Annotated in this window: 11 protein-coding genes and 2 pseudogenes; 1 reads left to right on the forward strand and 12 read right to left on the reverse strand. The window is 66.1% G+C overall.

Annotated features, from left to right (window positions below):
* From A2J03_RS00380 to A2J03_RS00420, 9 genes and pseudogenes are all read right to left on the reverse strand, one after another.
* Window positions 1–409, reverse strand: a pseudogene (locus A2J03_RS00380) (hypothetical protein); the annotation flags it as partial.
* Window positions 410–479: 70 nt separating this feature from the next.
* Window positions 480–893 (reverse strand): hypothetical protein, encoded by a 414-nt coding sequence (locus tag A2J03_RS00385; protein ID WP_068368147.1) that lies wholly within the window; start codon window positions 891–893, stop codon window positions 480–482.
* Window positions 894–951: 58 nt separating this feature from the next.
* Window positions 952–1,542: a hypothetical protein gene (locus A2J03_RS00390; protein ID WP_068368149.1), complete on the reverse strand. Its 591-nt coding sequence runs from the start codon at window positions 1,540–1,542 to the stop codon at window positions 952–954.
* Window positions 1,539–3,236, reverse strand: coding sequence for a peptidoglycan DD-metalloendopeptidase family protein (locus tag A2J03_RS00395; protein WP_068368153.1), 1,698 nt, complete (start codon window positions 3,234–3,236; stop codon window positions 1,539–1,541). The genes A2J03_RS00390 and A2J03_RS00395 overlap by 4 nt, the downstream gene beginning before the upstream one ends.
* A 142-nt stretch (window positions 3,237–3,378) precedes the next feature.
* Entirely contained in the window at window positions 3,379–5,460 is a 2,082-nt protein-coding gene (locus A2J03_RS00400; RefSeq protein ID WP_068368158.1) for a cutinase family protein, read from the reverse strand.
* A 39-nt stretch (window positions 5,461–5,499) separates the two neighbouring features.
* Window positions 5,500–6,789 carry a MinD/ParA family ATP-binding protein gene (locus A2J03_RS00405; RefSeq protein WP_068368160.1) on the reverse strand — a complete coding sequence of 430 codons (1,290 nt, stop codon included), beginning with the start codon at window positions 6,787–6,789 and terminating at the stop codon, window positions 5,500–5,502.
* Window positions 6,789–7,445, reverse strand: a complete 657-nt coding sequence (locus tag A2J03_RS00410; RefSeq protein WP_068368161.1) for a hypothetical protein — start codon at window positions 7,443–7,445, stop codon at window positions 6,789–6,791. Before A2J03_RS00410 ends, A2J03_RS00405 begins: the two co-directional genes overlap by 1 nt.
* 55 nt (window positions 7,446–7,500) lie before the next feature.
* Window positions 7,501–8,094, reverse strand: a complete 594-nt coding sequence (locus A2J03_RS00415) for a hypothetical protein (protein ID WP_068368162.1) — start codon at window positions 8,092–8,094, stop codon at window positions 7,501–7,503.
* Window positions 8,095–8,143: 49 nt separating this feature from the next.
* Complete coding sequence (locus A2J03_RS00420; RefSeq protein ID WP_231912300.1) at window positions 8,144–9,475, reverse strand: hypothetical protein; 1,332 nt, start codon at window positions 9,473–9,475, stop codon at window positions 8,144–8,146.
* Window positions 9,476–10,588: 1,113 nt separating this feature from the next.
* Between A2J03_RS00420 and A2J03_RS00425 the strand changes: the two genes are divergently transcribed.
* Window positions 10,589–11,041, forward strand: a complete 453-nt coding sequence (locus tag A2J03_RS00425) for a helix-turn-helix domain-containing protein (RefSeq protein ID WP_068368169.1) — start codon at window positions 10,589–10,591, stop codon at window positions 11,039–11,041.
* A 95-nt stretch (window positions 11,042–11,136) separates the two neighbouring features.
* On the opposite strand, the gene A2J03_RS31400 is transcribed toward A2J03_RS00425, so the two are convergent.
* The 3 genes and pseudogenes from A2J03_RS31400 to A2J03_RS00435 all read right to left on the reverse strand — a co-directional run bounded on the left by A2J03_RS31400 (window position 11,137) and on the right by A2J03_RS00435 (window position 13,011).
* Entirely contained in the window at window positions 11,137–11,685 is a 549-nt protein-coding gene (locus A2J03_RS31400) for a hypothetical protein (RefSeq protein WP_231912301.1), read from the reverse strand.
* Between the two features lie 180 nt (window positions 11,686–11,865).
* Window positions 11,866–12,141 (reverse strand): annotated as a pseudogene (locus tag A2J03_RS31405) (GAF domain-containing protein); the annotation flags it as partial.
* 51 nt (window positions 12,142–12,192) lie between these two features.
* On the reverse strand, window positions 12,193–13,011 hold the full coding sequence (locus A2J03_RS00435) for an SDR family NAD(P)-dependent oxidoreductase (protein ID WP_068368174.1): 819 nt from the start codon (window positions 13,009–13,011) through the stop codon (window positions 12,193–12,195).
* Window positions 13,012–13,354 lie beyond the last annotated feature (343 nt).

The raw sequence follows: 13,354 nt of genomic DNA on the forward strand, positions 1-13,354 counted from the left end.
GTTCGATCTCGCGGGCCAGTTCGGCGCCGGGGTCGGCGGCGATCATCGTCGAGCGGACATCGTTCATGTCGATGCGGCCCTGGCTGGCCTGATCGAACGCTTGGAGCACGTTCACCGCGGCCGTCGATGCGCCTTGGGTGTCGCGGGTGTAGCCGCTGGGGACACCGTTGTTCACCGTCGTGGGCCCGTGTACTGCGCGGATGGCATCGCTGCCGCCGGTCTCGTCGGAGCCGCCCGACAGACCGACCACTATCACCGAGACGACGGCGACGATCGCCAGGGCGACGGCCCCGAGGACGATCCAGCGTTTGGACCTGGACGTGCTGTCGGTGCGGCGGTCACCGGCGTCGCTGCCGGTGTTGGGGGAGCTGGAGGGTTCGGAGCCGACATTGCGGTAGTCGATGGCCATGATGGGTGCTCGTTTCTGCGGACGGTGCCGCGTCGGGGAGGGGTAAGAGTGGTGGTCGGAGCCGGGTCGGCTATGCGCCGGGCTGAACGAGGAGCAGGACTGCGCCGACGATCGGCGAGACAGCGGCCACTCCGCCCAAGATGATGAGGGAGAGCTTGAGATCCTCGCCCGCTTCGCTCAGATCGCTGGACATGCCGCGCTTGCGGGCCTTCCTGGAGCTGAGGAACGAGGTCAGTACCCACAGGCCCGCGAGGGCGATGCTGGCTCCCCAGATCGCCGCGAGTAGGCGCTTCCACGTCTGGTTCAGAGCGGGCCCGAACAGGCCGATGTCCGGGTTGACCCCGTCGTACGGGTTGACGGTCTGGGCGGCGGCGACTCCGCCGGCCAGGACGGTCAGCGCGGCGGTGAGGGCGAGGACGCCGAGGATCCGGCGTGCTCGGTGCTCGGTGCGGGTCGCGGGTGTGGTGACGGATTCTGTGTCCATCGGGGGTTCCTTTCCGAAACGGGTTGTTCTGCAGTGCCAGTGGATGTACGAGGTGGGGCTACTTGTCTTGAATGCGGCTCACCTCCCAGCCGTCGGAGCCGCGCCGCAGGATCATCGCGACGACCCGTTCGCTCACCGGTGCCCCGTCGATGGTTTGGGTGACGCGGTAGGAGCGGTAGGCCGTCGAATCGGTCTGTGGGGGAACGGGTTCGTCGTCGGCGACGAGATCGGGGGTCAGGACCGCGCCGCGCGCGGCCCAGGCCAGCCACTGCGCGCCGGGGCTCGATTGCGCTGTGGTGGAGGTGATCTCACGTGCGTACTCGGAGGTGAGGAGCGGTGCGGTGCGGGCGGCGGCATCGTTGGGTCCGGCGTCGACGGCGGTGTTCCAGGTGAACCAGACCGCCAACGCCGCGGTGGCCACCGAGTCCGGATCCTGCCGGTCCACCCCTGCCGCGATGTCGGGTAGCGCGGTCGCGGCCGGCGGCGGGGTCCGGGTGGGATCGCTGCCGCTCGGCGGGGGCGTACCCGGGGTCCACTGCTGCGCCGGGATCGACGGGGCATCGGCACCGCCGGTCTCCTGGCCACCGCACGCGGTGAGAACCGTTGCAGTGATGAGGATTACGGCGAACGCGGTGCGGGTGGTTCTCATCCGAATCTCCGTGCTGTCAGGCCGCTCGCGGGCGGGGTCCAGTCCGATACCTTCACGACGTCGCCGGACTCCGGTGCCTCGACGACCTTGTTTCCGCCGAGCCAGATGAAGATGTGGCCCGAGTGGGGTTGGATGATGTCGCCGGGAGCGAGCTCGCCGGGGGTGGCGATCACGCGGCCGCGGCTGTCGGCGATCTGCGCCGAGTCCTGGTGGGGGAGCACGATCGCGCCGCCGGAGGCTTGCGCGACGGCGTAGAGGACCAGTCCGGAGCAGTCGAAGCCGACCTTGTCGAAGTCGCCGATCATGTCTGCGCGGCCGCCGCCGTCGCTGACCCCGCGAGTGGGGCCGTTGCGGTCGCCTCCGCCCCAGGCGTAGGTGGTGCCGAGCCAGCGCATCGCGGCCGCGACGACGTTCTGACCGAACGGGCCACCGGGGACGATGCCCGGTGTGGCCTGGGGGACGGCGACGGAGAACGCTTCTGCTGCGCGGCGGGGAATCTTCGCGACGTAGTCGAGGGTTTCGGCGTTCTGGCACACCCGGCCCTGCGAGAGGGTCGCACCGGGACCGCAGTTGTACATCGACAGGTACAGCTCGGTCAGGTCGCCGCTGAGCTTGCCGGCGGCGAGCGAGTCCTTGGCGATGCCCGCCAGCTCGCAGTCGTAGGCGGCTTGGCTCATCACCGCGTCGGCGATGCTGCGGGTGTCCTTGCGGCGGTCTCCGTCTCCGTCGACGCCTTTCGCCGCCCACGTGGCGGGCATGAACTGCGCAGGCCCGTCCGCGCCCGATCCGTTGTTGTGGGCGTTGACATCGAACCCGCCCTCTTGTTCGAGCTGCGCGGCGACGACCGGGGCGGTGACCTCGGGGCAGACAGTGCCGGCCTTGACGATCCACGGCTCGAAGTCCGCCGGGACCGACCCCGGTCGCAGTCCGGTCGAGCCGGCCGGGACACCGCATCCGGGTTTGATCGCGGCGGCAAGTTTGACCGATCGACTCGATACGCCCTGCGCCGCGGCACCGGTGGTCGGGGTCGCGGCGGAGGTGCCGGCCGGTCCCTCCGCGAGAACGTCCGCGGTGGCGGTCGGTGCGGTGGCACCGGCGGCGGCGAGCCAGGCAACGGGATCGACCGGGCTCGATCCGGACGCGAGGCGCGTGCCGGGCCAGACCTCGAAATGCAGATGCGGCCCGGTGGATTGACCGGCGTTGCCGACGCCGCCGATCGGATCACCGGCCTCGACGGTCTGGCCCGCGGTCACCCCGACGCCGTCGTCGTTCATGTGGCCGTAGACCGTCGAGAGCGACTGTCCGTCGACGGTGGTGTCGATGATGATCCAGTTGCCGAACCCGCTGGCGTGTTCGGCCTTGACGACGGTGCCGTCGGTGGCCGCATAGATCGGGGTCCCGATCGGGGCGGAATAGTCCTGGCCCTGGTGTCCTTCCGCTTCGCCGGTCACCGGATTGGTGCGGGCACCGAAACCGCTCGTGGCCTGATATGTGCCTTCACGCAGCGGCATCACCACTGTTCCCGTGTGCGGGGCCACCGCCGCCGCGCCGGCCGGCAGGCAGGTGCCTTCGTCGACCGGCGGTGTGCGGTCACCGGAGAGGACCCCGAACATGCCGATCGCAGCGACGGCGGCGATCAGCAGCAGGCTCAGTGCGCCCGCACTGCCCTTGCTGCCCTGCTGTGATGCTGCCATCGGTGCATGTCCTCACGAATCGAAAGAATGATCAGTGCCCGCCCGGACACCTGTGCTGGTACGCGTAGTTCGGTTGTGGTGCTGTAGTTTTCGGTTGCTCTGCGTCATGCCCGCCCGGCTGCAGAGCCTGCTCGGCGGCTGGTCAGCCCCCGATCTTCTGGGTGAAGAAGTCGATGAGCCATTGCAGGGCGCTGCGGCCGGTGGAGTCGACCGTGAAGTCGCCGTAGGACTGATGCGCACCGGAGGCGAAGAACGTCGCGGCGTCGATACCGGCACCGACCAGCTCGGCCGCGTCCCCTGCGCCTGGTGAGGAGGCCAGTGAGACGAGACTGCCTGCCAGACCGGCGAAGTCGCCGCTGGAGGCTTGCTGGCCGATCGCCGCGGATTGTCCGGTGACCTGGGTCTGCGCGCCGAGCTGGTCGGGGCTGGTCTTGGAGGATCCGGTGAGCACTCCGACCGCAACCGAGGCGAGGTCGAGCCCGATGGGCAGCAGCTCGGCGGCGGCCGCGAGGTTGCCGGTTTCGAGGATCTTCCACGCGACTTCCTGGATCGCGCCGACATCGTTGGCCAGGCGGATCACGTCGACGTTGCCGAGCAAGCTCAGAACCAGGGAGGCGATCTGCGCCGAACCGCTGGGGTCAGGGATCATCGCCACCAATGCCGCGAGGGTGTGCAGGTCCACTCCCGCGGCCATTTTCACGATCGGCGCGAACTGGTTGTTCAGGTCTCCGGCGATCTTGTGCGATCCCGCGACGTCGAGAGCGGCGACCTTCTGCGGCAGCGCGATCAGGTTGTCGACGATGCCTTGGTAGTCCAGGCTCGTGAAGCCGGTCGCGACGTTGACGACCTGGTTGACCACCGTCTTCGGCTTGAGCAACGAGAGCACCTGCGTTGCCGAGGTCAGCGCATCCGGGGACACGGACTGCAACGGTGCGACCTGCCCGCTCAGGGTCGACGCGGTGCCGGCGAGGCCCGCGGTGGTGCCGGTGCCGCCCAGCACCGACGAGGCGGTGTCGGCGATCGAGGTCGCTGTGCTCAGGACTGCGGGAATGTCGATCTGATCGAGCGCGTCGAGAACCGTGGAGGTCTTCGCTTCCGGTGATCCTTCCGGTGCGGTGTCGAGAGTCGAGCGGATGCCGGGGTTCGCGGCGATCACCGACTGCACATCGGCGACCGGTTCGAGGGTGTTGAGCAGCGCTGTCGCCGAGGCCCCGACGCTGGCGACCTGCGACTGAGTGCGGTTGGTTCCCACCGAGTCGGGCAGGGTGGCCACCCGCTCCCCGAGAGTCGATGCGGTGTTCGCGGCACCGGCCAAATCGACGCGGGAGAAGTCCGAGACCAGCGACGACGAGAAATCGCTGACCCCTCCCGACTGCGTCGGTGTCGTGCCCGGTTGCGTTCCGGCACCGGTGACGCCGCCCTGCGCGGACGTCGACGGCACTGCGGTACTCGACGCTGCTGCGCTTGATCCGGATCCGGTCTGTCCGCCGGTGGTGGCCGGGTCGACGGGCTTGTTCGCCAGCACCTTGCCCAGGCCAGCGAGCAGACCGTCCTTGCCGGCGTTCGTCGAGCAGTACAGGTCCGTGGGATTGCAGAGCTGCTTGACCACCGGGGCGAGAGAGCCGAAGCCTTCCGGCCGGACCCCGCCGATGCCCTGGCCGTCGACCTTCGGCCCGACGACGGTGCCGCCCGCGGTGCCCTGGTGCGGATCGGCGACCAGACCGACACCGAGAATCCGGGCCGCGGGAACGACGCCGCGTCCGTTGCCGATCTCGGCGGCGATGTCGCCGGCGGCGTCCGCGCCCTGGGAGTAGCCCGAGAGCAGGAACTTCGACGTCGCGCACGCGGAGGTGAGGATGTTGTTGATGGCGCTCTTGCCGGTTTCCTTGCTGTCGGCGTAGGTGCGCCCTTTGTCGAACGCCGAGGCCGCGTACGCCGGGTAGTAGACCTCGATGTCGTTGCCGTACTTCTGTTTCAGTGCGTTGCCGACAGTGGCGAGCATCCCGACCGGGGTGGTCGGATTCGCCGCGGCGTTGGTCTCCCACGTACCGGGGGTCATGATCGCGACGTACTTTGCGCACGAGGTCGCCGCCGTCGCAGCCGGGGCAGCGTGTGCGGGGACGGTGCCCGCGGCCAGGACCACCGCGGAGACGACGACGGTCAGCGCCGACAGTGTCCGGCGTTGTCGTCGCCGCGGTGTGGGGTGCGTTCTCTGGCCGGTCATCGTGTTTCTCCTCGTGTGCTTGAGCGGGGTGGGGACGGGTCAGGCTCCGCGACGGTCGCGGCTGCGCCGCTCCCACTGCGAAAGCTGTGGGGGCGGCGCGCTGTCGGGCTGGCGGTACACCGATTGCGGGGAGTACGGATCGGTGAACTGATAGGCCGCGCCGGCTCGTGCCGCGGCGACGTTGTCGGCGACCAGGGCGGTGACGTTGGTGTAGGCCTCGATCGTGGCGGGCGGGAGGTCCTTGTAGAGGATCCGGTCACCGCGGGCGAGCGCTGATTCGTACGGGGCCTGAATGAAATTGCTGTCCTGGACACCGAGATTGCGCAGATCCTCGAAGACCGCCGAAGCCAACTGCGGGTTGGAATCCGGTGTTGCACAGGTCACGATGACCGTCGACGCCAACAGGTGCCCGTAGCCGCGAGCGATAATGCCCTCGAGCATTTGATAGACCTGCCGGGCGATGTCGAGGCGTAGCGGGAGCGGAACGACCAGGGCATCGGAATGCTGTACGGCCCACTGCCAGCTCTCGGCCAAGGGATTTGCGGCGGTATCGATGACGATCAGGTCCCGGTGTCGGCGCAGCACTGCCATCACCGCAGCGCATTCGTCCCACCCCAGGTTGCGCTCACGGTCGGCCGAATTGTCCGCAGCGAGAATGTCTTCCATCGTCGGCTGACGCCGCAGGAACGCATTGAGCGACCCCGACACCGCCGACGAGGACGCCAGCTCGTGTGCATGATCGAGCAGGTCCCACACCGTGAGCTCCGGATCGGTGGTGCGGGCGGCGCGATCGCCGAGACTGCCGAGTGATTCGCTGGCGTCGAACACTGTCACCCCGTGGCCACGGTGCTTACCGAACGTCGAACCGAGCATCACCGATGTCGGGGTCTTGCCCGCCCCGCCCTTGGGGTTGATGACCGAGACCCCCGAGCACCCGGGAAGAGGCTGCTGCACAACGCGAATCGACTGACGCAGTCTGACTTCGGCAGATGCAGGCTTGGGCCTCAGGTGAGTTCCCAAGGCGGCATTGAGCCGTCCCCGCAGGCCTGCTTTGGCCGGCTCGACGGTCGGGTCTTCCTCCTGGCGGTCGAACAGTCGCGCTCGGTAGAACGCTGTGGGGTCGACATCGGGTGTCTCGACCGCTGCCAGTGCGTCCTGTCCGACTCCGTACGGATCCGGTGTCGTGTCGGTGTGGACGTCTTCTGGAGGCTGTTCGTCCGGTTCGGATTCGGGTCGGCGAAGACGCTGAGCGCGGAGGTTGACGGTGTCCTCGGCTTCGTACCCTGCGACGGGGTTGTCGACGTCCGGGCGCGGGTGCTGTTCGGCCATCAGCCGACCTCCGCTTGATCGTCGACGAGTAGGTCGGAGAGCCGGATCGCCTGCCACGGACGGTGTCCGGGAACCTCGCACCACACGGTGGCCGGATTGTCGTCGTCGATCTCGAGGCGTTCGAGGTGCACTCCGTAGCGTGCCGCGAGGGCTGCGAGCCGGGTGCCGTCGAGGTGCGGGTTGGAGATGTGCAGAATCAGCCGGATCGCGGGGGCTTCGAGCTCTTCGCGTAGTTTGCCGGCGAGAAAGGCTGCCTTGCCGGCCGCGGAGTCGTCGGCCGATGTCTGATCGCCCTGACGGAACACCGCGTCCTTGCTGTGGAATGTTCCGTACCAGGCTGTTTCGTCGCCGTCGCCGACCACTGCGAAGCTGCCGCGCTCGTCGCCTGCAGCGTAGAGCTCGACCACCGGTGCGGCGGCGGCCGCGGAGGCGACCGCGTCGGTGACCTGCTCGGCTTCGTTGGCGCGCATTCCGTCGTAGTCGAGGTCGAGCTGCTTGTAGAGCTCTCGTTTGACCTTCTGCCACATCGACCAGCCGGACAGGCCCGCCTGCTCTGCCCAGGCGCGGATCTCGCTCGCGGTTGACGCCCTGAGGGTCTCGTGTGCCTGTCGTACTGCGGTGGCGGCCTCGGCCCATTCGCTCGCTGCATCGCTCATGTCCTGGCGTTCCTTTCGTGATGGCTGTTCGCCGCGGTGCTGCGGCGGCGGGTGTTCATGCCTGCTCGATGGCGGCGATGACGTAGCGACCGTCGACCTGGTCGGTGGTGATCCGTTGGCGGTACTGCGTCCCGGGCCCGTTCGGTCCGCTCTCGGTGAGGGTGAGGGTGTAGGAGCCGGTGCGCAGCGGGTCGATGTCGAGGCAGTAGGTGGTGCCGGCCGGGACGGTGGCGATACCTGCATCGAGGTTGGCTTCGACGGTGAACGGTGCGCTCGTCAGGGCGTTCGGTGAGACCAGAGCGTGCGCGGCCGCACCCGATCGCTGGACGTAGTAGGCGTGCTCGAACGCGGCGATGACCCCAGGGCCGCTGTTCTGGTCACCGGTCGGCATCGAGCAATCCGGTCCGGCGGCAACGGTTGTCGGTGCGACGGAGGACGAGGCGATCGTGTCGGCGGCTGGTGTGTCCGGCTCGGAGTCGCCACCGCTGAGCAACACAGCGGCGGCGACGCCCACGAACACGACAGCAGCCCCGGCTGCCGAGACCGCGCGTCGGCGCGATCGCGGCACCCGGGGCGAGCTCGACGGCACCCCTGATCGGGCTGGGCCGGTGGCACTGGCAATCGGAGATGTCGTCGAACGGCGCATCATCTGGATAGGTCCTTCCTGGCTGGTCCAACTGGCTGGCTGTAGGGCGGAATCAGGCGGGTGCGAACGCTGCCTGCAAGCCGCCGAGAGCGGCAGTGGCCTGATCGACCAGAGGAGCTGCAGCCGACTGCACCGTCTCGACGGTCTGAGCCACCTGCGGCTGTTCGAGGGCCGTCGAGGTGAAGCCCTGCACTGCCGAGGCCGCCGGTGCGGTCCACACCGACGCATCGTTGACGGCTTTGTCGACGATCGGAGCCGCGTTCTGAAGGGCTGCGTCGGCCGCCGCGAGAACCTGGCGGCCGTTCGGGTCGGCCGCGAGATTGTCGCGAACCTGCGCGATGGGGCCGGGGAGATCGACTGTCGCGGCCGGCGGGATCGTCGGGACGCTGTCGGCAGCCGGGGGAACCACCACAGGGGCGGGGGCCGGCTCTTCGATGATCTGCTGCTCGCCGCCGAGAACGGTGGCACCGAGGATGCCGCCGATGACAGCGCCTGCGCCGGTCAGGCCCAGCACGATCGGTGCCGACAGTGCTGCACCGACGCCTGCTCCGGCAAGTGCGGCTGCGCCGGGGATGAAGACCCAACCCACCGGTCCTCCCCAGACGACCGCACCGGTGCCGGCGGTAGCGGCGACTCCGAGTCCACCGCCGATAGCAGCAGCGGTGCCGGTGATCACTGCGGCCGGGACCACCGATGCCGCGAGGCCGACAGCGCCACCGGTGATGACACCGGTCGCGGTACCCGCTGATATCCGGTCGGCGCGGGGCGCGTCGGCGAATCCGTTGTCCACGAGCCAGTTTCCGCCATCGGCTTGTATCGCCTGCAACGTGTTGTTGGTACGTGTGAGCAGATTTTGGTCGACGATGTTGGTATCGACCGGCACCAACGTGCCGCCGACGATGAAGGTTCCGGGCGGGGCCTCGATCGGGGCGATGACCTTGCGCTGCACCGTCGGGACCGGCGGCGGTGGCGGCGGAGTCGCCTGCAGCGCCGGGGGTGTTTCGCTCGGGGCGGCCTGCGGAGCGGGGGCTTCGTAGTAGGTGTTCTGGTAGTTCGAGGACTGCTGGTTACCGGCCAGGTAGTCGTCGTAGCTACGCGACGGGGTTTGCTGCACCTGTGGTGAGGGCTGGTAGCCGTCCAAGTACTCACGCGGTTTCGGAGCTGGCGGCGGCGGGGTGGCCGGTGCCGTCTGCGGTGTGCTCGTGACGCCCGGTTGTGATCCTTGAGGACTGGTCACTCCCGGCTGAGATGGTGCAGCCTGCGCGGGAGCGGCCTGCATGGTCAGGCCGGCGATCGTCACCGCGGCCACGACGGGCAGCGATTTGATCACCCGCCCTCGCTTCTTGGATGAGCGGTGGTCTTCGGTGCCCGGTGATGCTGGCATTGGTGTCGATCCTTTCCTGGTGCGACCCGGCGATCGGGTCGTGCTGGTGAACGCGATTGCGGAGCAACCGTTCTGGCGACAATTGGTTATAGGTAAGTCGGTGAAGAGAAGTGGATGGGTGCGTGCGATCCATAGGTTGTGGGCCAGTCGCACGCACCCATCACGTGCTAAAGGCTCAGACCCAGCCGAAGACCACCGACCAGAACCAAGGCTGCTGGAAGATCCACATCGGGTATCGGAATCCTTTCTGTGCGAACGGGTGTGAGGGCCAAGGGTGATGTCCCGGCGGGGCCGCGCAGCGCTGAACATGATGAAATGCGCTCACTGCGCGACCTCGCGCCGGTCCACCGGCTGAGCTACAGGGCGCGGGGAGCTCCTGCAGCTCACGAGTGGGACTATCAGCGAAAGCCCATCCGAGTCGGGTTGCAGTCCGGACTGTCAGGTTTGGGGCTTACGGGTAGGAATGGACCGCTCATTGCACGATGTGGATGGACCCCACTCTGCTAGCAGGGCTCCGTCGTCACCGATGTATTGGTGGCGACCGGAATGCCCTTGCTCAAGCGAGCAGGCAATCAAGTCGCCATGTGTGCGATTTACGACGATTGACGCACAGAACTGTTTCTGCGCGAGGAAATTTGGCACCATCGCATCCCGTGTGGCACTCACCTTGATTCGCCCCCGTAACCCCGGCGAAAGCGGCGATGTCGGGCGGATGCACCTGCCGTCGCACCTCGTCCCAATGCTGAACTTCGACGACGGCAAATGCTGATCTCAGCCGTCGACTGCAACTGCGATGTTGCAAGGGCAAAAGACGCGAACATGTAGAACTCCCGACAGGAATGATCGGACGGATTCTGTGAACAGACCGACCTGATGTCCCGCGCTACAAGCAGTGCCGAGATAGACAAGCACCGAGGATTCCCTGTTGGGCGCGCATCAGGACTGTAGAACAGGTTCTGCGCATGGCGCAATCGGTTCTGCTTTGTGGGACTCAAATCGAATGAGTACATAACCGCAACAGTAACGCGCAACTATAAAACGCACAAGAGTTCGCAGTCGTCGTCGATCGAGGAAGATAAGACTGTCTTGCAAGGTCGACAGGGAGTTGGGACAGTGCCGCGAAGCGGAGTTCGTGGATTTCGCGCCGACCGGTTGCGGGAGCTACGGGTACGTGCGGGGTTCAGTGCTGACGACCTCGCGGCGAAAGTGGGCGCGACCAGACAGGCAGTATCGACCTGGGAGACGGGGCGCTCGACGCCACCGCCTGCGACGCTTGGTCGGATCGCGAATGCCCTGCACACGTCGGTCGCAGCGCTGGTTCCGATCCCGGAGTCTCAGCTCAGATTGTCCGACCTGAGGGTGCACGCCGCGCTGTCCCAGGGCGACGCTGCAAAACTGCTCGGGATGTCGACAACCGTTCTCGCCGACATCGAACGTGGGCGCAAGCCCGCGACCGAGGAGCGCATCGAGTCGTTAGCCAAAGCGTATGGCGTATCGACTCGGACGGTGGCGGCTGCGTGGAGTCGAACTCGCGATGCCCGCACGACACGCGCACAGTCCCTGTAGAAAACGCAACTATTAAACGCACTTCCAGCGTTCGCGCTTCAACTGCACTCAGTCCGCAATGAGCTATGTGGATCCGTATGAATCCGCGAACTTATTTACTCCTCGGACAATTCGGTCAGAGTGACGAGTGCGGCCGTAGTGTGCTGATCGAGCGAGACCAAAACCGCGTCGATCGTCATAGGCTTCCAATTTCCGTCAAGAGTTCTGAAGCGAAGCACGCCGTTGGCGCGTTCGCGTGCGAGGGCGTTCGACATTTGCTTCGCAATCGGTACGTCGTCCGGATGAATCGCCGGCACCGGTTCGTCAGGAAGATTTTCCCAGCAGATATCCGGTGCGGGGTCAGAGTTGTACCAGCGCAACAAGTTGAGAGTTCTGAGGTTGACCAGCGCGCGGTACTCGCCCGCCTTGGTGGAAGCCTCCAGAACGCGATGCTCGAGAATCGTAGGTGGAGGAGCGATATTGATTTCCCCTGCGGGGCCGATGTCGTGGGTGATACCCCTCAAAATGACTTCGGTGCCCGAAACCCCGTCTTCGGCAATCATCCGGCACGAGAAGTGCGCAGCCCGCAGTTCGCCGTCGTCCCGCCTCACCGTCCAGACCGCTTGGTGAGTGGTGCCCGGCGCTGATTGCACGATCTTGGCCATCGCCTCGCTCTCGTCGCGATTGGTGACAAGTCGGGTGAACGCTCCGGCGAGTGCACGCTGGGTTTCGCGCTCATCCTGCGGAACGCGGTAAAGGTCGAGTAGATCGTTGCTACCGCTTGCGGTGCTCTTGGTTAGGTTGAACTGCCACGCCCCAGCGGCGTCCCGACGAGGTGGAGTCTCGTCGCGCTGGCCGAGCCACACCCACACACCATGTATGCGGCCAGCGAAGGTGTGCAGTGGTTCGGCCAGTACTCGCCTGTAGCGGTCTTTGGCTAGCCGATCCACCACGGCTCCTGTGGAGAGCGCCTCCGCTACCGCGGCCAGTGCCTCGTTGCGGCTGCCGGAGCTGCGGAGAACATTACGAAGTGAGACAAAGGACTTGGGCGAAGACCCAACTCCGATGACCGACGGCTCTTCGTCTCCGAACGTCTCTATCAGGATCCAGCTATTCGACATAGTTGACCGACCCCCGCAGGTCTGGTGAGTGGTTTGTTTACCGGCGACGTCTTACCAGCGTCTTCGCGCAACTTGAATCGCAGGCAGAATCTGTTGGTACTGCGAACCAAGGACTCGCGTCGCTAGGTCTACGAGCCGAGCATCGTTGCCGACCGTCACTCTCGACTTACCTTTCCATGCTCCGTGGATGATCTTCCTAGCTGCATCGACAGGATCGGTTCGAGCGACGTGTCGATCGAAGAGGTCAGCCGTACGAGTCGGATCCACGCCAGGTGCTGCTCGCGCTGAACGTGCGATAGACGTCTTCAATCCGCCCGGGATCACGCACGTCGCACGAGCGGTTCGTGACGCCAGCCGCAGTTCTTGGTTGAGGGCCTCGGTGAAACCTCGTACGGCAAATTTGGACGCGTTGTACGCCGAGTAGCCGGGTGCGGACATGACCCCAAATACGGATGAGACATTGATGATTCGACCTCGAGGTGACTTCAAGATGTCGGGCAAAAAGGCGCGAGAGCTGTTCACTACGCTCTCGAAGTTGGTTGCCATCACGAGATCGAAGTCAGCTGGGGGAGTGTCGATGACATCGCCGCTGTAGAGGATGCCCGCGACGTTGAAGACCGCATCGATACCGCCCAATTCGGAACGTGAAGACGCTGCCCACGAATCGATTTCGGACCGGTCGGCGACGTCCATACGGGTCGCGTGCATGACTTTGGTGGTAGCCGCACACTGTGACTGAACGTCGAGGAGGGCATCGAAGTTCTTGTCTGCGAGGGACAGAGACCAGTTCGAGCGCGCTAGCTGCAACGCAATCTCGCGGCCCACTCCCGAGCCCGCGCCCGTGACCACTGCTCTCCAATGTCCCGGCATTGGCCACTCCTCCCGTCTCGGTGCCCTTGGTAACTAGGCACAGTAACGAACGGGGCGCGGCTTCGCTAGAAACCAGTTGGTCTGTGTTGTGGTTTGTGTCATTGGCGGTCCGCCGTAGTCCTACCAGTCAGGCTTCAGCAGGTCGGCTCCACGCAGGATCCGGTTTGGCGAGCGCAGTCTGGTTACCAGGCGCGCCACGTGTCTCGTGCAGTTTGTGGAATGCCTGTCCAAGACAGTCCTGAGACTCCGACTGACCGTCGGTGCCGGTGTCATTCGCCGTTGTAATTCGCGTGACCTGGGCCGTCGTCGATGAAGGACTGGAAGCCGTTCTTCCGAGCTTTCG

It is taken from the genome of Rhodococcus sp. EPR-157 (assembly GCF_001647195.1).
Lineage (GTDB): Bacteria > Actinomycetota > Actinomycetes > Mycobacteriales > Mycobacteriaceae > Rhodococcoides.